This window comes from Humibacter ginsengiterrae (assembly GCF_054780115.1).
The window spans coordinates 25,648-45,505 of sequence record NZ_BAAGWY010000009.1; the positions used below are offsets into that span (position 1 = coordinate 25,648).

Annotated in this window: 21 protein-coding genes; 12 read left to right on the forward strand and 9 right to left on the reverse strand. The window is 68.9% G+C overall.

All coding sequences use genetic code 11. The features are described 5' to 3' along the window. Nucleotides 1–69 precede the first annotated feature (69 nt). A complete protein-coding gene (locus ACYVII_RS11850; protein WP_460535215.1) occupies nt 70–852 on the reverse strand; it encodes an HNH endonuclease family protein in 783 nt (260 codons plus the stop codon). 342 nt (nt 853–1,194) lie between these two features. On the opposite strand from ACYVII_RS11850, the gene glpK reads away from it, so the two are divergent. The 3 genes from glpK to ACYVII_RS11865 all read left to right on the forward strand — a co-directional run bounded on the left by glpK (nt 1,195) and on the right by ACYVII_RS11865 (nt 4,845). Then, a complete protein-coding gene (gene glpK / locus ACYVII_RS11855) occupies nt 1,195–2,703 on the forward strand; it encodes an FGGY family carbohydrate kinase (RefSeq protein ID WP_460535218.1) in 1,509 nt (502 codons plus the stop codon). Between the two features lie 118 nt (nt 2,704–2,821). Beyond that, a complete protein-coding gene (locus ACYVII_RS11860) occupies nt 2,822–3,499 on the forward strand; it encodes an endonuclease/exonuclease/phosphatase family protein (protein WP_460535435.1) in 678 nt (225 codons plus the stop codon). 68 nt (nt 3,500–3,567) lie between these two features. Continuing rightward, nucleotides 3,568–4,845, forward strand: coding sequence for a PLP-dependent aminotransferase family protein (locus ACYVII_RS11865; RefSeq protein WP_460535220.1), 1,278 nt, complete (start codon nt 3,568–3,570; stop codon nt 4,843–4,845). Nucleotides 4,846–4,851: 6 nt separating this feature from the next. On the opposite strand, the gene ACYVII_RS11870 is transcribed toward ACYVII_RS11865, so the two are convergent. Continuing rightward, the gene (locus ACYVII_RS11870) at nt 4,852–6,375 is read right to left on the reverse strand and encodes an MDR family MFS transporter (RefSeq protein WP_460535223.1); all 1,524 of its coding nucleotides are present in this window, start codon (nt 6,373–6,375) and stop codon (nt 4,852–4,854) included. A gap of 70 nt (nt 6,376–6,445) precedes the next feature. Here ACYVII_RS11870 and ACYVII_RS11875 point away from each other — a divergent pair, with 70 nt between their 5' ends. From ACYVII_RS11875 to ACYVII_RS11885, 3 genes are all read left to right on the forward strand, one after another. After that, complete coding sequence (locus tag ACYVII_RS11875) at nt 6,446–7,084, forward strand: TetR/AcrR family transcriptional regulator (RefSeq protein WP_460535225.1); 639 nt, start codon at nt 6,446–6,448, stop codon at nt 7,082–7,084. A gap of 70 nt (nt 7,085–7,154) precedes the next feature. Continuing rightward, complete coding sequence (locus ACYVII_RS11880; protein ID WP_460535227.1) at nt 7,155–8,552, forward strand: MFS transporter; 1,398 nt, start codon at nt 7,155–7,157, stop codon at nt 8,550–8,552. A 59-nt stretch (nt 8,553–8,611) separates the two neighbouring features. Further along, the gene (locus ACYVII_RS11885; protein WP_460535229.1) at nt 8,612–9,430 is read left to right on the forward strand and encodes an ABC transporter ATP-binding protein; all 819 of its coding nucleotides are present in this window, start codon (nt 8,612–8,614) and stop codon (nt 9,428–9,430) included. A gap of 32 nt (nt 9,431–9,462) precedes the next feature. Here the strand turns inward: ACYVII_RS11885 and crcB are convergent, their stop codons facing one another. The 4 genes from crcB to ACYVII_RS11905 form a co-directional block, all read right to left on the reverse strand. Then, complete coding sequence (crcB, locus tag ACYVII_RS11890) at nt 9,463–9,858, reverse strand: fluoride efflux transporter CrcB (RefSeq protein WP_460535232.1); 396 nt, start codon at nt 9,856–9,858, stop codon at nt 9,463–9,465. Continuing rightward, nucleotides 9,855–10,313 carry a fluoride efflux transporter FluC gene (locus ACYVII_RS11895; protein ID WP_460535234.1) on the reverse strand — a complete coding sequence of 153 codons (459 nt, stop codon included), beginning with the start codon at nt 10,311–10,313 and terminating at the stop codon, nt 9,855–9,857. The genes crcB and ACYVII_RS11895 overlap by 4 nt, the downstream gene beginning before the upstream one ends. A 71-nt stretch (nt 10,314–10,384) precedes the next feature. Next, on the reverse strand, nt 10,385–10,930 hold the full coding sequence (locus ACYVII_RS11900) for a universal stress protein (protein WP_460535236.1): 546 nt from the start codon (nt 10,928–10,930) through the stop codon (nt 10,385–10,387). Nucleotides 10,931–10,937: 7 nt separating this feature from the next. After that, on the reverse strand, nt 10,938–11,957 hold the full coding sequence (locus ACYVII_RS11905) for a helix-turn-helix transcriptional regulator (RefSeq protein ID WP_460535238.1): 1,020 nt from the start codon (nt 11,955–11,957) through the stop codon (nt 10,938–10,940). Between the two features lie 113 nt (nt 11,958–12,070). On the opposite strand from ACYVII_RS11905, the gene ACYVII_RS11910 reads away from it, so the two are divergent. From ACYVII_RS11910 to ACYVII_RS11925, 4 genes are all read left to right on the forward strand, one after another. Beyond that, on the forward strand, nt 12,071–12,442 hold the full coding sequence (locus tag ACYVII_RS11910; RefSeq protein ID WP_460535240.1) for a VOC family protein: 372 nt from the start codon (nt 12,071–12,073) through the stop codon (nt 12,440–12,442). 73 nt (nt 12,443–12,515) lie between these two features. After that, a complete protein-coding gene (locus ACYVII_RS11915) occupies nt 12,516–13,619 on the forward strand; it encodes a type III polyketide synthase (RefSeq protein WP_460535242.1) in 1,104 nt (367 codons plus the stop codon). Next, complete coding sequence (locus ACYVII_RS11920) at nt 13,616–14,149, forward strand: isoprenylcysteine carboxyl methyltransferase family protein (RefSeq protein WP_460535244.1); 534 nt, start codon at nt 13,616–13,618, stop codon at nt 14,147–14,149. Before ACYVII_RS11915 ends, ACYVII_RS11920 begins: the two co-directional genes overlap by 4 nt. A gap of 42 nt (nt 14,150–14,191) precedes the next feature. Continuing rightward, a complete protein-coding gene (locus ACYVII_RS11925) occupies nt 14,192–15,256 on the forward strand; it encodes an NAD(P)/FAD-dependent oxidoreductase (RefSeq protein ID WP_460535246.1) in 1,065 nt (354 codons plus the stop codon). A 1-nt stretch (nt 15,257) separates the two neighbouring features. On the opposite strand, the gene ACYVII_RS11930 is transcribed toward ACYVII_RS11925, so the two are convergent. Next, a complete protein-coding gene (locus ACYVII_RS11930) occupies nt 15,258–15,953 on the reverse strand; it encodes an HAD hydrolase-like protein (RefSeq protein ID WP_460535249.1) in 696 nt (231 codons plus the stop codon). A gap of 175 nt (nt 15,954–16,128) precedes the next feature. On the opposite strand from ACYVII_RS11930, the gene ACYVII_RS11935 reads away from it, so the two are divergent. Next, nucleotides 16,129–16,473, forward strand: coding sequence for a histone-like nucleoid-structuring protein Lsr2 (locus ACYVII_RS11935; RefSeq protein WP_460535252.1), 345 nt, complete (start codon nt 16,129–16,131; stop codon nt 16,471–16,473). A gap of 27 nt (nt 16,474–16,500) precedes the next feature. On the opposite strand, the gene nucS is transcribed toward ACYVII_RS11935, so the two are convergent. Next, nucleotides 16,501–17,196, reverse strand: a complete 696-nt coding sequence (nucS, locus tag ACYVII_RS11940) for an endonuclease NucS (protein WP_460535254.1) — start codon at nt 17,194–17,196, stop codon at nt 16,501–16,503. Nucleotides 17,197–17,227: 31 nt separating this feature from the next. Further along, entirely contained in the window at nt 17,228–18,538 is a 1,311-nt protein-coding gene (locus tag ACYVII_RS11945; protein WP_460535256.1) for an MFS transporter, read from the reverse strand. 177 nt (nt 18,539–18,715) lie between these two features. Here ACYVII_RS11945 and ACYVII_RS11950 point away from each other — a divergent pair, with 177 nt between their 5' ends. Continuing rightward, nucleotides 18,716–19,828: a LacI family DNA-binding transcriptional regulator gene (locus ACYVII_RS11950; RefSeq protein WP_460535259.1), complete on the forward strand. Its 1,113-nt coding sequence runs from the start codon at nt 18,716–18,718 to the stop codon at nt 19,826–19,828. Nucleotides 19,829–19,858 lie beyond the last annotated feature (30 nt).

The following is a 19,858-nucleotide window of genomic DNA, read 5'->3' on the forward strand; positions in this document are numbered from 1 at the left end:
GCAGGGTGACGGCATGTCACGCGACGATGCCGAACACGTGCATCCCGAGACCGCCGCCGAGTTGCAGCCTCACCCGAGCCCGACCGTGCGAGCCAGCGTCGACGTCGGGGCGGCTTGCGCGGGGCATCCGCCGAGGATGCGGTGGAGCGCGTCGTGCTCCGCGGGCGCCACCCACAGATGGTACGCGGCCTTCACCGAGACCTGCCGCGCCGCGTAGTCGCACCAGAAGCCGCGGTTCGGTGGCAGCCAGGTGGCGGCATCTCCGTCGCCCTTGCCCTCATTCGTCGGGCCGTCGACGGCGAGCAGGTTGAGCGGATCGTTCGCGAGCGTCTCTCGCTGTTGCTGCGTGAGCCGCTGCGCGCCCGTCTGCCACGCGTTCGAGAGCGGCACGACATGGTCGATCTGCACGAGCGCGGAGGTCTGCACGCCCCGCACGAAGTGGATCGTCTTGCCGGTGTACGGGTCGCTCAGCACGCCCGACTCGACAGTGCACGTCCCGCGCTTCATGACATCTGTGAGGTCGCGCGCGAGCACATCGTCGCGAGTGTCGCAGTGGTTGTGGTCCACGTCTTTCCAGGCAGACCCGAAGTCGCCGACCCGGTCGTATCCGGTGCGCGGCGCCTTGCCCTTGACGGGAATGGTCGCGAGCTCGGCGAGGGCCGTTCCCGCGGCCGGGCTTGTCGTGCCATCGGAGGAACCGCCGGGAGTGGCGCTCGCGGTGCTATCCGCGCCGGGGAAGGCCGAGGCATCCGTGGCGCAGCCGGCGAGCAGGATGCCGGCTGCGGCGAGGCACAGCGCAGCGACCGTGCCGCGGATGGCATTTCGCGCACGCGGAACGTTCTCAGAGGGCATTCGGGACTCTCGTCGGGATCGGAAGGTCACCCGACGCTAACGCAGACACGAGACATCGTCACGACGACACGAGCCCGGCAGAGCACGGCGCCGGCGGGGCTGTGCGCGCCATCCGCACGGCGCCGGCGTCTTCGCCCGGCTGAGGCGTGCGCTCGGCCGGAAAAGCGTGCGTCCAACGGTACGCCGTTGAGGTTTCCTCGTAAAGAACAAGGAGACGCGAACTTTCCGGTCTGCTCGTGTCGCTGGAGAAGCGAACAGCGACACGTCGGGACCGCAATTCCGCTGCCGAGCTACTCAGCCCGGCGAAGACGATGGGGCGAGCGCGCGCGTTAGCCTGCGAGAATGCCGACGCACATCCTCGCCATCGACCAGGGAACGACGAGCACCCGGGCAATCGTGTTCGATCACGCCGGGAGCGTGGTCGCGGTCGGGCAGCTCGAGCACCAGCAGATCTTCCCGCGCGCCGGATGGGTGGAGCACGATCCGATGGAGATCTGGCGCAATACGCGCGAGGTCGTCGGGGTGGCCCTCGGCAAGGCGAACCTCACCCGGCACGACCTGGCCGCGGTCGGCATCACCAATCAGCGCGAGACCGCCGTCGTGTGGGACAAGCACACGGGAAAACCGGTATACAACGCGATCGTCTGGCAAGACACCCGCACGCAACCGATCGTCGACCGGTTGGCCGCCGACGGCGGCACCGACCGGTTCTCGGATGCCGTCGGCCTGCCCCTGGCCACGTACTTCGCCGGCACGAAGATCGCGTGGATCCTCGAGAACGTCGACGGCGCACGCGAGCGGGCCGAGCGCGGCGAGCTGCTGTTCGGCACCACCGACACCTGGGTGCTGTGGAACCTCACCGGCGGCAAGCACGGCGGCGTGCACGCGACGGATGTGACGAACGCCTCCCGCACTCTCTTCATGGACCTGAAGACGCTCGACTGGCGCGACGACATCCTCGACGCGTTCGGCGTTCCGCGGTCGATGCTTCCGCAGATCCGCTCGTCCAGTGAGGTCTACGGCGAGGCGGAATCGCACAGCCTGTTGCGGGAGACGCCGATCGCGGGGATCCTCGGTGACCAGCAGGCCGCGACGTTCGGCCAGGCGGCGTTCGAGGCAGGCGAGTCGAAGAACACCTACGGCACCGGCAACTTCGTCATCGTGAACACGGGCGAAGAGATCGTGCACAGCCGGAACGGCCTCATCACCACGCTGGCGTACCGTCTCGGCGACGAGTCTCCGCGGTACGCGCTGGAGGGGTCCATCGCCGTCACCGGATCCCTCGTGCAGTGGTTGCGCGACAACCTGGGCATCATCAGCGACGCGAAGCAGGTGGAGAAGCTGGCGGCATCCGTCGACGACAACGGCGGCGCCTACATCGTGCCCGCGTTCTCGGGGCTCTTCGCGCCATACTGGCGACCGGATGCCCGCGGCGCGATCGTCGGACTCACCCGCTTCGTGAACAAGGCGCATCTGGCGAGGGCTGCTCTGGAGTCGACCGCGTACCAGACCCGCGATGTGCTCGAGGCGGTGGAGCAGGACACCGGCACGCGGCTGAACGAGCTCAAGGTGGACGGCGGCATGACCGCGAACGACCTGCTCATGCAGTTCCAGGCGGATGTTCTGGGCATCCCGGTCGTGCGTCCGACGGTCGCGGAGACCACGGCTCTGGGCGCGGCCTACGCCGCCGGCCTGGCTGTCGGCTTCTGGAAGGACCGCGACGAGCTGCGTGCGAACTGGCAGGAGGGTGCGCGGTGGGAGCCGACCTCCGATCGTGACGAGGTCGAGCGGCTGTACCGCACCTGGAAGAAGGCGGTCACGAAGACCTTCGACTGGGTCGACGACGCGTGAGCGGTGGTCCGCGGGCGGGCGCTGCAAAGCCGGATGACGGCATCCGTTCACACGGTGCTCACGCCGCCCGGGTATCATCGCGTCACCGGCCGCAGCAACAAAAGAAGTGATCGCCCTGATACGAGTACTCAGCTACAACCTCCGTAAGAATCGCGCGACGGGCGAGCTGATCGACCTTGCGGAATCCACCGCTGTGGATGTGATGTGCCTGCAGGAGGCCGACACCACGGTGTTGCCGAACGAGGTCGGCACGCTGGTGCTCGCGGACTCCACGAAGCGCAACCGGCTGGGCCTCGCGGTCTATTACCGACAGGACCGCTTTCACCTGCGTGAGACCGACACGTACGAGCTGAAGAAGTCGCTGCACGATCGGGTGCTCGCCCCGGCGCACGAGCGTCTCGTCGGTACCCTGCTCGAGGATGCCGTCACAGGTAACGAGGTCGTCGTCGCGTCGTTCCACGCGGCTCCGCTGACGGCGCTGAACTCCCTGCGCCGCACGCAGATCCATGCCGCGCACGCCGAGCTGCTGCGGCTCGGGCACGGCGCCCCGACCCTCATGGTCGGCGACTACAACTACCCGTTCTTCACCCATTCGCTCGGAGAGCGCGTGAAGGCATCCGGCTATGACATGTCGCTCAGCGACCGCAAGACGTACACCCGCTACAAGTTCTTCAAGGGTCACTTCGACTTCGTGACCTCGGCAGGGCTGGATGTTCGCAACGTCGAGACCCTGCCGCGCGGCGATTCCGACCACCTGCCGATCGTCGTCTCGGCCGAATACGGTGCGGTCGCCTGAGTTCGTTCGGGCGGATCGGGCGGCGACACAGCACGGCCGGGGCATACCGCGCCGATTACGATTCAAGGGTGACCGCGCTCGCCGAATTGCCTTCCGCCGAACTGCGCGACCTGCACTCGCAGCTCGCCGCTGAGTATGACGCGCTCGTGAAGCGCCGACTCTCGCTCGACATCACACGCGGAAAGCCATCGCCGGAGCAGCTCGACCTCTCGAACGAGTTGCTCTCGCTTCCTGGTGGCGACGATTTCCGCGACGAGTCCGGCAACGACCTGCGCAACTATTCCAACCCGAAGGGGCTGCCAGAGCTCCGCGCGATCTTCTCCGACGTGCTGAGGGTTCCGGTGCCGCAGCTCCTCGCACTCGGCAACTCGAGCCTGACCGTGATGCACGACGTCGTCGTGCACGCCATGCTGCACGGTCTGCCGGAGAGCGGGCGCCCATGGTCGAGCGAAGACACCGTCAGCTTCCTGTGCCCGGTGCCGGGTTACGACCGCCACTTCACGATCACCGAGCATCTGGGCATCCGGATGATCCCGGTCGCGATGACGGATGACGGACCCGACCTCGCCGAGGTCGAGCGGCTGCTGGCGGAGGACCCGACGATTCGCGGCATGTGGTGCGTGCCCGTGCACTCGAACCCGTCGGGTGCGATCTACAGCGAAGAGGTCGCGCGCGCCCTCGTGTCGCTGCCGGCCGCTGCAGACTTCCGCATCTTCTGGGACAACGCATACGCCGTGCACCACCTCGCCGACGACGTGCCCGAGCCGATCGACATCCTGTCGCTCGCCGCGGCGGCGGGGAACCCGGACCGAGTCTTCGTGTTCGCCTCGACCTCGAAGGTCACGTTCGCGGGCGCAGGGGTCGCGTTCTTCGGCTCGTCGCCGGAGAACGTGTCGTGGTACCTGAGCCATGCGGCGGCGCAGTCGATCGGGCCGGACAAGATCAACCAGCTTCGGCACGTGCGATTCCTGAAGGATGCCGCCGGGTTGGAGGCGCACATGCGCCGCCACCGCGAGCTGGTCGCGCCCAAGTTCGAGGCGGTCTCCGAGGTGTTCGAGCGGCGGCTGAAACCGTACGACGCGGGAACCTGGACCACGCCGACCGGTGGCTACTTCGTGAGCCTCGACGTGCACGACGGATGCGCCGAGCGAGCGATCGCGCTCGCCGCGCAGGCAGGCATCGCGGTGACGCCGGCCGGGTCGACGTATCCGTACAAGAAGGACCCGCGCGATGCGAACATCCGCATCGCACCGACGATGCCGCCGCTGTCGGAGCTCGTCGAGGCGCTCGAGGGCCTGTGCACGGCGATCCTGCTCGCCGAGACGGAGCGCCTGCTCGCCGCCTGATCGCGGTCAGCGGGTGGCGTCGCCCACTTCGTCGAGTTCAGGTCGCACTTTCGGTCGGTTCGGATCGGTTTTCGCGACAGAAACTGCGACCTGAGCCGATGTGACCGTAACGGAGGGTGCGGGCGCCGGGCGGCCGGGCAGGGCGAGCGAGAGAACCACGGCGAGGGCCGTGAACCCGATCGACCACCAGAAGGCCTGGTCGTACGCGGTCGCAACGCCCGACGTGCCTTGCGCCACGTGGGCGGTCAGACCCGACTGCAGGATGACCGCGAGCACCGCGGTGCCGAACGATCCGCCGAGTTGCTGCGCCGTGCGCGTGATGATGCTCGAGTGCGGGATGTCGGACGACGCCAGCCCCTGGAACGACGCCACCATGAGCGGCATCACGATGGCGCCGAGGCCGAAACCGCGCACGAATAGCACGGCCATCAGCAGCCACTCGTTCGTCGTCGCCGTACTGAATGCGAACGGCACGGTCGCGGCGCCGACGATGGCGAAGCCGATGACCGCGACCCAGCGGGCGCCCATCCTGTCGGTGAGCCGGCCTGCGAGGGAGCGACTGGCGAGCGTGCCGAGACCCTGCGGAACGAGGAAGAGACCGGCGGCGAGCACGTCGAATCCGCGCAGTTGCTGCAGATAGAGAGGGAGCAGCAGCATGATCCCGTACGCGGCGAGCCCGGAGAGGAACAGCAGCGCCGATCCCGACCACACCGACCGGTGTCTGAGCAAGCGGATGTCTACCAGCGCGCGGTCGCCTCGCCTCAGCGCGTAGACGACGAACGCGGCCAGCAGAACTGCGCCGATCGCGAGCGGCAGCCAGGCATCCGTCGCGCCGAAGCCCTCGCCGCCTACCGAGTTGGAGAGGCCCAGCAGCAGCGCCACCAGAGACGGCAGCAAGAGGACCATGCCGATGACGTCGAGCCTTGGCCGGCTAGCAGCGCGTACGTCTCGCGGGAGCATCCGCCAGGCGAGGAACAGCCCGACGACGCAGAACGGCACGTTGACCCAGAAGATCCACCGCCAGTCCAGCCAGTTCAGGATGATGCCCCCGACTGCGGGCCCGAGGATCGGGCCCAGCATGGCCGGGAGCCCGACGGCCGCGGCGACGCGTCCGAGGTTCTTGCCGCCGGCCGCCTGCATCACGATCGTCTGCATCAGCGGAAGCATGAGTCCGCCGCCGACCCCCTGCACGACGCGGAACGCGATGAGGCTCTCGGCGTTCCACGACACACTGCAGAGCACGGAGCCGAGCAGGAAAAGGGTGAGTGCGAACATCCACGCCCGCTTGCCTCCGATGAGCCGCTGCACCCACGCGCTGAGCGGAACGGTGGCCGCCAGGGCGAGCACGTAGCCCGTGGTCACCCACTGGATGGTCGAGACCGGAACGTGCAGGTCTTTCGAGAGCGAGTGCAGTGCGACGCTCATGATCGTCGTGTCGAACACGACCGCCAGAACTCCGACGACCAGTGCGGTCGTCGTGCGCTTGACGGATGCGTCCACCGCGGGCCGGGTCTGGGTCTTGATGCTCACCGCTACTCCTCATTTAGATACACATATGTATCTAAGAAGGAAGAGTACGCGTTCGCGCTAAGATACACAAGTGGATCTTGAATCGGATGCTCCTGCCACCCGTCGCCGAGGCGCCGCGCTGGAGGACGCGCTGCTCGACGCCGCCTGGGACGAGCTGACCGAGAAGGGCTACAACGGATTGACGTTCGACGCCGTCGCCGAGCGCGCGCACACGAGCCGGCCGGTGCTCTACCGTCGCTGGCCCGACCGCGGCTCGCTCGTGCTGGCGGCCATCCGGCATCACTACGACGCAGATCCCATCGATGTCCCCGACACCGGAACGCTCGCGGAGGACCTGCGCGCGTTGCTGCGGATCGCGAGCGAGAGACGCGTCGAGATGGCGGTCATGCTGAGTGCGCAGCTCGCCGGCCTGTTCAGCGAATCGGGCATGTCGCTCGCTGCCGTGCGGGAGCGGCTCCTCGGGCAGAGGACGCTGTGGAGCAGCGTCGTCTTGACCCGCGCTCAGGAACGCGGCGAGATCGACCTCGATATCGTCCCGGAGCGGGTTCAGAACCTTCCGTTCGACCTGATGAGGCACGAACTGCTCATGACCCAGGCAACCGTGACGGACGAATTCATCGACAACGTCGTCGACGGCATATTCGTGCCGCTGGTCGACCACTACATGGGCGCGGCGAAGCGGGCGAGCTCGAGCCGATCGACCGTCTGAGCGGCGCAGACGCCATACCGCAAACGTGGCCCGTGCACCGCAGACGGTGAACGTCCGGCAGACTTGCACGGTGCCCCGATCAGCGACCTTGAACCGGCCGCTTGCGTTGCTCGCCGCGGTCGGGCTCTCGATGGAGAACCTCGACGGCACGATCATCCAGACCGCCGCCCCCGCCATGGCGCACGACTTCGGTGTGCGCGCTGTGGATCTGAATATTGCCATGACGGCATATCTGCTCACGGTCGCGGTATGCGTTCCGATGAGCGGATGGCTCGCCGACCGATTCGGGGAGCGCAGGATCTTCGCGACGGCGCTGGCGATCTTCACCGTGGCATCCGCACTGTGCGCACTCTCCGGCAACCTCCCGGAGCTCACGGCTGCGCGCGTGCTGCAGGGCGTGGGCGGCGCGATGATGGTGCCGGTCGGACGCCTCGCGGTGCTCCGCGGACTCGACCGGCGCGACCTGCTGGATGCCATGGCCTACCTCACGTGGCCGGGGCTGGTCGCTCCCGTGGTTGCCCCCGCGCTCGGAGGAGTGCTGACCGACACGGTCGGATGGCCCTGGATCTTCCTCATCAACATCCCGTTCGGTGTCGTCGCCTTCGTCGTCGCGCTGAAGATCGTTCCGAACTCGCCAGCACCCCAGGCGCGCCGGCTCGACTGGGCCGGATTCGGGCTCGCCGGCGTCGCGCTGGCCGCTCTCGTACTCGGCATGGAGGAGGTCGGGTCGAGTTCGACGAACTGGGCGTGGGCGGCGGCCTACCTGGTGATCGCAGCCGGGGCGGGCATTGCCGGAGTGATCTGGATGCGTCGTGGCAGGCATCCGCTGCTCGACTTCTCGGCCCTGCGGATCGGTACATTCCGCGTGGGGAATGTAGGCGGCGGCGTGTACCGGCTGATCATCAGCGCGGCGCCGTTCCTGTTCACGCTGCTGTTCCAGGTGGGCTTCGGCTGGAGCGCCGCTCAGGCGGGACTGCTGGTCGGAGCCGTGTTCGTCGGCAACATCGCGATCAAACCGGTGACGACTCCACTCATCCGGCGGTTCGGGTTCAAGCACGTCATCGTCGGCAGCAACCTGCTCGGGGCCGTCGTCTATGTGGCGTGCGTCTTCATCGATCCCGCCACGCCGTTGTGGGCGATCGCGTTCCTGCTGTTCCTCAGCGGGGTGTTCCGCTCGATCGGCTTCAGCGGTTACAACTCGCTGCAGTTCGCCGACGTGCCCAGCGATCTGATGAGCTCGGCCAACACGCTGGCCTCGACGATGCAGCAGGTCGCGGTGGGCATCGGCATCGCGGTGGCCGCGCTCATCGTGCGGCTCACCACGACGGCGGCATCCGCGCTCGGACCGGCGGATGCCTGGCTCGGCTACCGCTGGGCGCTCGCGGTGGTCGCGCTGCTGCTGGTCTTCCCGATCGTGGAGGCGGCGCTCCTGCCGCGGCACGCCGGCGAGCACGCCGCCCAGCGGTGACGCCGCCCAGCGGTGACTCGTCACTCAACCGCCGCGGTGCTGTCCGCCAGAATGGTTCTGTGCCCGAACGAATCCTCACCGCGTCAGACGTGTCCTTCGTGCGGCAGGGGCGCGACATCCTGTCCGGTATCTCGCTCGCGGTGGATCGTGGGCAGCACTGGGCGCTGATCGGCGCGAACGGCGCGGGCAAGTCGACGCTGCTCAGCCTGCTGGGCGCGGTGCAGCATCCGACGGCGGGAAGCGTCGACGTGCTCGGCCGCCGTCTCGGCCGGGTCGACCTGCGCGAGCTGCGATCGCTGATCGGGCACGTCAATCCGCGTCACGAGGTGCGGTCGCCGCTGACCGTGCGCGAGGTGGTCGCCACCGGTGCCACGGGAACCCAGGAGCTGATGATGCGGTGGCAGCCCACGCCTGCCGAGCGCATCCGCATCGACGAGCTCGTCGAGCTGATGGGCATGACGGCGAGGCGGGATGCCCGCTGGCCCAATCTCTCCCAGGGCGAGCGCGGTCGAGCACTGATCGCCCGCGCCCTGATGCCCGACCCGCACCTGCTGCTCCTCGACGAGCCGACGACCGGACTCGACATCGCCGCACGTGAGCACCTGCTCGACCGAGTTGACGAGCTGAGGGCCAGGCATCCGGATCTCGCGAGCGTGCTCGTCACCCACCACCTCGAGGAGCTGCCAGCGTCGACCACTCACGCAATGCTGCTGCGCGACGGACGAGTGCTCGCGCAGGGCGACGCGGATGCCGTGCTCACCGGATCGCTCGTCAGCGAAGCCCTCGAATACCCGCTGACCATCACGCGCGTCGAGGGTCGCTGGAGCGTGCGCACCGACAAAGACGGCCGCGACAGGTCGAGCGCCCAGCAGGGCTGACGACGGAGCACGGTGCGAAACCTGCTCGACCCCTACAGCGCCGCGAGCGCAAGTCCGGCCGCGGCAGCGATCACGCTGAGCACGAGCATCCCGAGGCTGTTGACGACGGATGCCACCCCCTTGCGCTCCATGAGCAGCCGCGCGGTCTCGAAGCTCGCCGTGGAGAACGTGGTGTATCCGCCGAGGAAGCCGGTGCCGAGGATGATGCGCCAGTCATCGGGTGCCGCGTGGAAGGCCGAGAGTCCGGTGAGGATCCCGAGCAGCAGCGACCCGCTCACGTTGATGATGAGCGTTCCGGCTGGAACGACCCAGCGCAGCCGGGTGCGCAGCACGCCATCGAGCACGAACCTGGCGACCGCGCCGAGTCCCCCGCCGATCGCGACGAGGGCGGCCAGCAACGGTGTGCCGACGAGCGCATCCGGAGTCACGGCGACGCCTTCGTGTTGCGCGCCGCGCCGGATGCCCGTGGCCGGGTCCACCGTGCCCCGAGCGCGATCCCGCCGAGCGACGCCGCGAGCCCGATGACCAGAGTGGCGATCGAGTACCCGGCGGCGAGCCAGGTGCCGGCGCCGCCCGCCAGCCCTACGGTCTCGACGGCGAGCGAGCTGAACGTCGTGAACCCTCCCATGAATCCGGTGCCGATGAGCAGGCGAAGCGTGCGTCCCCGACGCGATTCGGTACCACGACGGGCGATCGCGCCGAGCAAGAATCCGAGGAGGAACGCGCCGACGACGTTGACGAGGAGCGTGGCGACGGGAATGCCGCCGATGAACCATCCGGCGGTGGGTCCCGTGAACGGCGGCACCGGAATCGGGGTCAGTGCTTGCGAGATGAGATAGCGCGCCAGCGTGCCGAGCCCTCCGCCGACGAAGACGACGAGCATCGCCAGAGGATTCAGGTGCAGCGGCCTGGATCGCGGAGCCGCTCCCGGCCCGGTGGGATGAGGCCGAGGGGTCACGAAGCGTCTGATGACGGAACGCGCCGTGCGGGATCGTGGCCCTCGACGGTGTGCGCGACGGGGATGACGATCACCGGCCTTGCCTGATTGTGGGCGAGGCTGACGGCGATCGAACCGGCGAGGAACTCCTCGAGACTCGCCCGGAATCCGGGCTTGCGTGTGCCCACCGCGATCGCGCGCGCGTCCCGTTCCTCGGCCAGCCGGGCGAGCTCGATCGCCGGGTCGCCCGCGCGTGCGACGAACTCGGGCTGGGCATCCGGAACCAGCGACCGGATGCGCGCCACGAGGTCGGGATCGAACGTCTCCTCCTGGGTGTCGGCCACGTCGGGATCGAGCGGCATCGAAAGCACAGAGCCATCCGGCAACGTGCTGATCGAGTAGCGCAGCGGCTCGACCGTGGCGAACACGATCGGAGTGCCGAGCTGAGCGGCCATCGCCGCTGCCTCGGTGATGACGACGTCGGGCACGTCGGCCACGACGCCGGCGATCAACGGACGGGAGGATGCCGCGCCGGCGGCCTGCGAACCTGCTGCGTCGGTCATGCTGGCACTATACCGACGGCCCGTCTCCTGTCTCCGCACGAGCAGCGGCGTGCGCCGCGCGTTCGCTCCAGCGTGCGGCCGCTGCGACCCGCTTCGCCGCCTTCGAGACCTGCCTCAGCAAGGAGTGGTCGCCGCGCAGCTCGAACCCGAGATCGGCTGGCACCCAGGCCAGCATGGAGACGAGGTGCGCGACGGACTCGCCCGACAACGGCCACACGCAGCGGTCACCGCCCTCGTCGACGAGACCGGCACCCCACTCGCCCAGCCACATGCGGACATCCTCGATGTTTGCGTGCAGCACGACGTCGAGCCGCAGCGGGGCCCGCACCGAACGGATGCCCGTGCGCACGTAGCCCGCAGCATCGCCGCCGGGAACCGGGCGCGGTGGGAAGCGCACCCTGGTGCCGAAGACATCCGCGATGCGATCGAGACGGAACGTGCGCCAGTCCCCACGATCGCGGTCCCATGCGAGCAAGAACCAACTGCGCCCGTGCGAGACGACGGCGTGCGGCTCCACGCTGCGGCTGGTCTCATTGCCGTCGCGTGACCGGTAGGCGAACCGGATGCGCTCGGCGTCGCGGCACGCCAGCGCCAGAGTGCCGATCAGGTCGGCGGCGACCGGGACGCCTCCCGAAGGCGAGGTGCGCAGGGCGGAGGCGAGGGCATCCGTTCTGGCCCGAAGTGCGGGTGGCAGCAGTTGCTCGAACTTGGCCAGTGCGCTCAGAGTGGTGTGTTCGCCATCGACCAATCCCTGCGCGACGGCCGAGCGCAGGCCGACGGCGATGGTCACAGCCTCATCCTCGGTGAGAAGCAGAGGCGGGAGATGGGAACCGGCCTCCAGGCGGTACCCGCCTGCGGTTCCGCGCACCGCGTCGACGCGGTAGCCGAGACCGCGCAGTCGCTCCACGTCGCGGCGGAGCGTGCGCTCGGTCACGCCTAGCCGATCCGCGAGCTCTGGCCCCGGCCACTGGCGATGGGTCTGCAGCAGCGAGAGCAGTTCGAGCACGCGGGATGCGGTGGCGGCCATGAACCGATTCTCTTCCCATTCAGGACAGAAAGTGACCGGAAGGCCGAATACGGTGTAGCCAACACATCAGGAACGCGGCCGGAGTGCTCCGGTCCGAACGAAGGGAACAGACCATGGATTGGAAGATCGAGCTCGTGTTCGTGCCCGTCTCCGACGTCGACCGTGCCAAGCGCTTCTACGCCGATCAGCTCGGCTGGAACGTCGACCACGACCAGACCGTCAGCGATGACATCCGATTCGTGCAGATCACGCCGCAGGGCTCGGCGTGCTCCATCGCGTTCGGCAAGGGACTCGTCGACATGCCCGTCGGCAGCCAGCGCAGCGTGCAGATCGTCATCGCCGACGCGGATGCCGCACGCGCGCACCTGCTGAAGAACGGCGTCGACGCCAGCGAGGTCGACGAGCAGCCCTGGGGCCGCTTCGTCACCTTCAGCGATCCCGACGGCAACCGCTGGACACTGCAGCAGCTCCCGAAGCGCGACTGAGGCATCCTCTGCGTCGCTGGGGGTCTGCCGCAAGCCCCTGACCTCGCCCGAGCCCGGTGGTAGCTTGCCCTACGTGTCCCGTATCGTGGCGGCAGCGCCTGCCGTCCCCGCCCACCGCTACTCTCAGGCGGAGATCACGCGGGTGCTCGAACCGCTGCTGACGCACGATCCGCTGCGGGCCGCGCTGCTGCGCCGCATCCATGCGTCCGCCGGTGTGCAGACTCGCAACCTGGTCATGGAGCTCGATCGGTATGCGGGTCTCGACTCGTTCCACGAGGCGAACGATCTCTTCATTGCGGCGGGCACCGACCTGGCGGAGCGGGCGACGACGGATGCGCTGGCCGCCGCGGGCATCCGCGCCGACGAGGTCGACTTCGTGCTGTTCACCTCGGTGACCGGCGTCGCGGCGCCGTCCATCGACGCCCAGCTCGCCACCCGCGTGGGAATGCGGCCGGACGTGAAGCGGCTGCCGTCGTTCGGTCTGGGCTGCGTCGCCGGCGCCGCCGGGCTCGCGAGGGTGCACGACTATCTGGTGGGGCATCCGCACGACGTCGCGGTGCTCGTCTCGGTGGAGCTCTGCTCGCTCACCGTTCAGCGCGGCGACGACTCGATGGCGAACATCGTCGCCAGCGGGTTGTTCGGCGACGGTGCCGCGGCGGTCGTCGTGGTGGGAGATGCGTTCGCGCGCGACCGCGGGTTGTCCGGGCCCGATGTCGTCGGCACCCGGAGCAGCCTGTACCCGCAGACCGAAGACGTGATCGGGTGGGACATCGGCGGCACGGGGTTTCGCATCGTGCTCAGCGCAGGCGTGCCGGAGGTGATCGGCCGGCACTTCGCGAACGACGTGCACGCGCTGCTCGGCGACCACGGGCTGACGGTCGAAGGCGTCACGACGTGGTTGGCGCATCCGGGTGGTCCGAAGGTGCTGGAGGCATTCGCGCAGGCGCTCGGACTCACGGATGCGGCGCTCGAGCCGAGCTGGCGCGCGCTCGCCTCTGCCGGCAACCAGTCGTCGGCTGCCGTGCTGGGCATCCTCGCCGAGTCGTTGCGGAGCCCGGTTCCGGATGAGACCGGGCTGCTGTTCGCGCTCGGCCCTGGCGTGACCGCGGAGCTCGTGCTGCTGCACTGGGCAGCCGATGACGAGTCAGCGGCCGCGCCCACCGGGATCGCCGCGTGACGTGGTACACGGCGCTCGTGCTCCTGGTCGGCCTGGAGCGACTCGCGGAACTCGTGGTCTCCGCCCGTAACGCGCGCTGGTCGCTGGCGCACGGCGGCCGCGAGTACGTGCGCCGGCAGTTGCTGCCGATGATCGCCCTGCACGTCGCGCTGCTGATCGGATGCCTGCTCGAGGCGTGGCTCGCCGGTTCGCTTCTGCCGTGGCTGGGGTATCCCATGCTGACGCTGCTCGTCGTCGCGAACGCTCTGCGATGGTGGTGCATCAGCACGCTCGGCCGGCAGTGGAGCGTGCGCGTCATCGTGATCCCTGGAGCGGGAGCGGTGCGACGCGGACCGTACCGCTGGCTGCGGCATCCGAACTACCTGGCGGTCGCTCTCGACGGCATCGCCCTGCCGCTCGTCTACGCCGGCTGGATCACGGCTCTCGCGTTCACGGCGCTCAACGCCGTGCTGCTCTGGGGCTTCCGCATCCCGGCGGAGGAGCGCGCTCTGGCGCAGCTGCACGCGGACGCCGTGCCGGACGGCGCCTGACGTGGGTCGGGAGCCGGCCCCCGCACGGAGGAGCGCGCTCCGGTGACGCCCGACGTGAACGTGGCCATCGTGGGCGGGGGTCCGGTCGGGCTCGCCTGTGCACTGTTCGCCGCCGATGCCGGCCTCGAGCCGGTCGTGATCGAACCGCGTGAGACGCCCATCGACAAGTCGTGCGGCGAAGGGCTCATGCCGGGCGCCTGGCGTCTGCTGCGTGAGCTCGGGCTGGAGCCGCCCGGTGCGCAGCTGCGAGGCGTCGCATATATCCAGGGGCGGGCTCGCGCGGAGCACCGCTTTCGCAACGGGCCCGGCCGGGGTGTGGCCCGAACGACGCTGCACGCGGCGATCGCGGCGCGTGTCGCCGAGCGGGGCATCCGCGTGATCCGGGCGCGAGTGGATGCCGTCAGCGCGCACGACACACAGGTCACGATCGCGGGCCCCGAGCTCGATGCGATCACGGCCGGTCACCTCATCGGTGCCGACGGCCTGCATTCCCGTGTGCGCGACCTGGCGGGGCTCACGGCGCGGCCGCAGCGGGCATCCGCTCGACGATTCGGGCTGCGCAGGCACTTCGGCGTCCCCCCGTGGAGCGACCTCATCGAGGTGCGCTGGACACGGCACGGCGAGTTCTATGTGACGCCGCTAGGGCCCGAGCTGGTGGGCGTCGCGCTGCTGGCGCGCCGAGGCGCCGACTTCGGGGCGGCGCTCGCCGACGAGCCCGAACTCGCCGGGCTCCTGCATGCGGATGCCCGTGGGGATTCTGCGGCGCAGCTCGGGCAGGTGCGCGGCGCGGGCCCGCTGCTGCAGCGCACGCGCGCGCGAACGGCAGGGCGCATTCTGCTGGTAGGGGACGCTTCGGGGTACGTCGACGCCCTGACCGGTGAGGGTCTGCGCCTCGGGATGGATCAGGCGAAGGCCGCCGTGGCGGCGATCGCCGCGGACGATCCTGCGCGTTACGAGCGGGACTGGACGACGATCACGCGTGACTTCCGGATGCTGACCAGCGGTCTCGTCGCCGCAGCGCGGTCACCGCTGCGCCCGGCCATCGTGCCGGCCGCCGTCCGCTTGCCGCGGCTGTACGGCCGGATCGTGGAGCGTCTGGCGCGCTGAGCTACCGAAGCAGTAGCCCGCGCAGCTGGTCTGCCGAGTGCACCACTGCCGTCGCGCCGACGGCCTCGACCGGGGAGCCGTAGCCCCACTCGACGATGATCGAGGGGATGTCGTTGGCCGCGGCGCCGAGCACATCGTGACCGCGGTCGCCCACCATCACGAGGTTGCTCGTGTCGTGTCCCTTGGCCTCGAGCTGCTCGCGAACCCAGCGGATGACATCCGCCTTCGTGCTGTTGTGGGCGGTGTCTGGCGACCCGCCCACCACGTCGAAGTACTCGCGCAGACCGAAGTGCTCGAGGATGCGAGTGGCGCGGCCGACGGGCTTGCTCGTCGCCAGGGCGATCGGGATGCCCGCATCGCGCAGCGCGCGCAGCAGGCCGAGCATGCCGGGGAAGACGGCGTTGCCGTGCAGGTCGGTGAAGTCGGCACGGGCGCGATAGGCAGCGGTGGCGGCAATCGCCTCGCTCTCGTCGAGGCCGAGGGCGCGCATCGTCTCGTGCAGCGGCGGACCGACGTGCACGGTGAGGGAGTCGGGGTCGGCGACCGGGTGGCCGATCTCCTCCAGCGCTCCAGCTAGGGACTGGGTGATGCCGGGGGCGGAGTCGGTCAGGGTGCCGTCGAGGTCGAACAGCACGGCAGACCACGTTCTCGTGATCTCGGGGGTGTGTTCGCTCATGATCGAAGTCGGGGTACTCATGGCTCGGCCATGCTACGACCTTTTGTCGAGTGCCGCCTCCACACGGCTATGGGGGCACAGCGCCGACCTCCGTCTCGGCGTCCGATTCGAGGTAATGCGCGGCAGGTGCATTCGCGAATGGCCTATTCACCCTTCGCGCTATCGCTGCAGCAATGCAATTGCGTATGGTTATCGCATGGCGAAGAAAACCACAGTGGTTCTGGTCGACGATATCGATGGCGTGGAAATCGAAGACGGAAAGGGAGAGACCGTCTTTTTCGCTCTCGACGGCGTCTCCTATGAGATCGACCTCAACGATGCGAATGCGCGCAAGCTTCGCGACGCATTCCGCCCATTCCAAGACGCGGGCCGCCGGTCGCTGCGCGGCAGCCGCTCAGCATCCGCTCCCGCTCGTTCGTCCCGCAACTCGAAGGAAGACCTGGGCGCGGCTCGCGAATGGCTGCGGTCCCGCGGGCACAAGGTCTCGGACCGAGGTCGCATTCCTGCGGCGCTGCTGGAGGAATACCGCGCCAATTCCTAGGCGCATTCCCCGCAAACACCGCATTACTCAGAACAGCCGGCTGAGCGAGTCGTCGATTCCGCGCATCTCGTCGTAATCGAGAACGACACAACGGATGCCGCGGTCTTCCGCGAGCGTGCGCGCCTGCGGTTTGATCTCCTGCGCGGCGAATACACCCGAGACGGGTGCGAGAAGCGGATCGCGGTTCATGAGCTCGAGATATCGCGTGAGCTGTTCGACGCCGTCGATATCACCCCGTCGCTTCAACTCAACGGCGACGGAACGTCCGTCGGCGTCGCGGGCGAGGATGTCCACCGGTCCGATCGCCGTCATGTACTCCCGGCGCACGAGCGTGTGCCCGTCGCCGAGCCGGTGGATCTGCTCGGCCAGCAGCTTCTGCAGGTGAGCCTCGACGCCATCCTTCTGCAGTCCGGGATCGATCCCCAGCTCGTGTTCGGAGTCGTGCAGCACCTCGTGCACGCTGACGATGAGACGGTCGGAGGTCTTGGAGTGCGTGACCGTCCAGATCTCGGAGGCACCGGCATCCGACTGGGCCTCGTCGGGCTCAGAGACGCTGAGCGTGCACGGCGGGCTCATCCAGTTGAGCGGCTTGTACGAGCCGCCGTCGGAGTGCACGAGCACGCTGCCGTCTGCTTTGAGCACGAGGAGCCTGGTCGCCAGAGGCAGGTGCGCGCTGAGGCGCCCCGCATAGTCCACCGAGCACCGAGCAACAACCAACCGCACCAGTCGAGGTTAACGGATGGCGGGCTAGCTCTCAGGCCGGGCGGCGCTGCGCGGCAGTGCCCGCCTTCGGTTCGCGGTGCCTGAGGGCGGGCGCGCACACGAATGCGGCGACGAGCAGCACGAGCACGACGTAGAGCGCGTTCAGGATGCCGAACTGCTGGCCCAGGAACCCGATGATCGGCGGACCTGCGAGGAACGCGAGGTAGCCGATCATCGCCACGGCGGAGACTCGAGCAGTGGCGTTCTGCTCGTCGTCTGCGGCGGCCGACATTCCCAGCGGGAATCCGAGCGATGCCCCGAGACCCCAGAGCACGACACCGATGACGTACGCCCAGGGCACGGGCATGAGGATGAAGAGCAGCAGGCCGGCCACCCCTAACGCGGCCGTCAGGCGGATTGCCCAGACCCGGCCGATGCGGTCGACGACCGGTCCGCCCGCGACTCGCCCGACGGTCATGGCCGCGACGAACACATCGAGCACGAGCGCGCCGCCGGCGTTGCTCAGGCCGTGCCCGTCGACGGAGGCCAGTGCGATCCAGTCGTTCGCCGAACCCTCGGTGAACGCCATGCCGAGCATGACGACGCCGATGAGCACGAGCCGCCAGTCGGCCCATACCGTGAGCTGCGACGTGATCGTCTCGCGGAAGGTGCGCCGGCGCGGGGCGGCGGCGATCGCCGGATCGCCGAAGGAGTCGAGGGATGCCTGCGCCGCGGCATCCCGATCCACGACGTCCTGCGTGTTCGGGATGTACCGAACGGCGATGACACCGGCCGCGATGCAGACGACGGCCATCACGGCGAAATGCCAGAACACCGAGATGCCGAGGGCAGCGCATCCGGCACCGATGGCTGCTCCCGCGACGGTGCCGACGCTGAAGCATGCGTGCATGAAGGGCATGATCGTGCGGCCGATGCGTTTCTCGACGGCCGCCGCCGAGACGTTCATCATCACGTCGACTGCGCCGTTGCCGAGGCCGAGCAGCGCGAGACCGAGCACGACGACCGGGAAGGAGTTGAGCACGGCGGCGCCCAGACCGACGACCGCAAGGCCGAGCGAGGCCGCGACCACGACGATGGCGATCCCCCGCTTGGTGCCGACCCTCGCCTGCAGAGGCGGGGCGACGACGAGGCCGATGATCGCCCCGACCGAGACGCCGAGCAGGATCAGGCCCACGACATCCGTTGGCAGGTGCAGCGAGTCGCGCACGCCGGGCACGCGCGACACCCAGCTGGAGAGGAACAGCCCACTGACGATGAAGATGACGAAGAGTGCGTTGCGCCAGGCCCGCAACTCGGGTGCGACGCGAGTGCGGGAGCTGGTGATGTCGGTGCGTGTTGCCATGAATTCGATCTGAGTGGTGCCGCCGAGACCGGGCGACGAAGACGGAGGTGACGCGGGTGAGGCGACGGCCGAGCGAGGCACGGCAGCCCAGGCGAGTCGAATCGATTCGAGTGCGTCTTTCGCCTAAGCTAGCGAATCGGATGCCGACCCGTCAAGGAGGCGTCAGAAGGGAGCCGGATGCCCGAACACGACGCTCCGCGGCCCACCCTTGCGGATGTCGCGGCGAAGGCCGGCGTCTCCGCCTCGACCGCCTCACTCGCGTTCAGCGGATCCGGCCCGGTCGCTGAGGCGACCAGGGAACGCGTTCTCGCCGCAGCACGGGAGTTGCACTACGCGGGCCCCGACCCGAGGGCGCGATCGCTGCGGCGCGGACGCTCGGGCATCATCGGCGTCGTCATCGAGGAGCGGGTGCGTGAGGCGTTCCGCGATCCCATCCAGATCGCGCAGTTCGACGGCATCGCCGAAGAGATCGGGCATATCGATGCCGCCCTGCTCATCCTCGCCGCGGCGGGGCCGGCACAGCAGCTCGCGGGCGTCAAGTCCATGCCGACGCAGCCGGCGCATCCGGTCACCGTCGAAGACGCACCGATCGACGCGGCCGTGCTGATGGGATGCACGCCGCGCCTGGCCGACAGCATCTCGGCGCTGCGCAACCGGGGGCTCCCAGTCGTGGCGATCGAGGGGTTCCCGGCCGAAGGCATCCTCGTCATCGAGCAGGACAACCGCGACGCCACCGAGCGCGGCGCGCGGCACCTTCAGCAGCTCGGCCACGAACGCGTCGCCATCATCACCCTGCCGCTGGATGTCACGCATCACCGCGGGCGGGTCACCGACGAGCTGCTGGCCATCAGCTCGTCCGCCACCGCGCTGCAGAGGCTCGAGGGTGCCCGGCTCGTGTTTCCGGACGCCATCGCCTACGCGGCCGCAGGCAGCTACGTCGACGAGGGCCGTCGAGCAGCCCGAGAGCTGCTGTCCCTGCCGGAGGAGGAGCGTCCGACCGCGATCATCGCGCAGAGCGATCTGCTCGCGGTCGGGGCCATCCGGGCGGCCGAGGAGCTCGGCATCGCCGTGCCCGATCAGCTGAGTGTGATCGGATTCGACGGCGTACGCGTCGACGGGCTGTGGCCGTACGAGCTGACCACGCTCGAACAGCCCGCGTACGAGAAGGGGCGCGCCGCCGGACGCGCGATCGTGCGGATGCTCGAGGGCGAGCAGGCGGAACCCGTCGCGTTCACCTCGGTGCTCCGCGTCGGCAACACGACGTCACGCGTGCCCGGCGGCCCCCGATAGTCCCACCGCCGTCCCCGGGCGAGGATGGAC

Bases quoted from the DNA above. Each gene is read 5' to 3' on its own strand.
- ACYVII_RS11850 (WP_460535215.1), bottom strand. From the start codon at position 852: ATGCCCTCTGAGAACGTTCCGCGTGCGCGAAATGCCATCCGCGGCACG.
- glpK (WP_460535218.1), top strand. From the start codon at position 1,195: ATGCCGACGCACATCCTCGCCATCGACCAGGGAACGACGAGCACCCGG.
- ACYVII_RS11895 (WP_460535234.1), bottom strand. From the start codon at position 10,313: ATGCTCGTCGTCTTCGTCGGCGGAGGGCTCGGCACGCTGGCGCGCTAT.
- ACYVII_RS11900 (WP_460535236.1), bottom strand. From the start codon at position 10,930: ATGACCGACGCAGCAGGTTCGCAGGCCGCCGGCGCGGCATCCTCCCGT.
- ACYVII_RS11905 (WP_460535238.1), bottom strand. From the start codon at position 11,957: ATGGCCGCCACCGCATCCCGCGTGCTCGAACTGCTCTCGCTGCTGCAG.
- ACYVII_RS11910 (WP_460535240.1), top strand. From the start codon at position 12,071: ATGGATTGGAAGATCGAGCTCGTGTTCGTGCCCGTCTCCGACGTCGAC.
- ACYVII_RS11930 (WP_460535249.1), bottom strand. From the start codon at position 15,953: ATGAGTACCCCGACTTCGATCATGAGCGAACACACCCCCGAGATCACG.
- ACYVII_RS11935 (WP_460535252.1), top strand. From the start codon at position 16,129: ATGGCGAAGAAAACCACAGTGGTTCTGGTCGACGATATCGATGGCGTG.
- ACYVII_RS11945 (WP_460535256.1), bottom strand. From the start codon at position 18,538: ATGGCAACACGCACCGACATCACCAGCTCCCGCACTCGCGTCGCACCC.
- ACYVII_RS11950 (WP_460535259.1), top strand. From the start codon at position 18,716: ATGCCCGAACACGACGCTCCGCGGCCCACCCTTGCGGATGTCGCGGCG.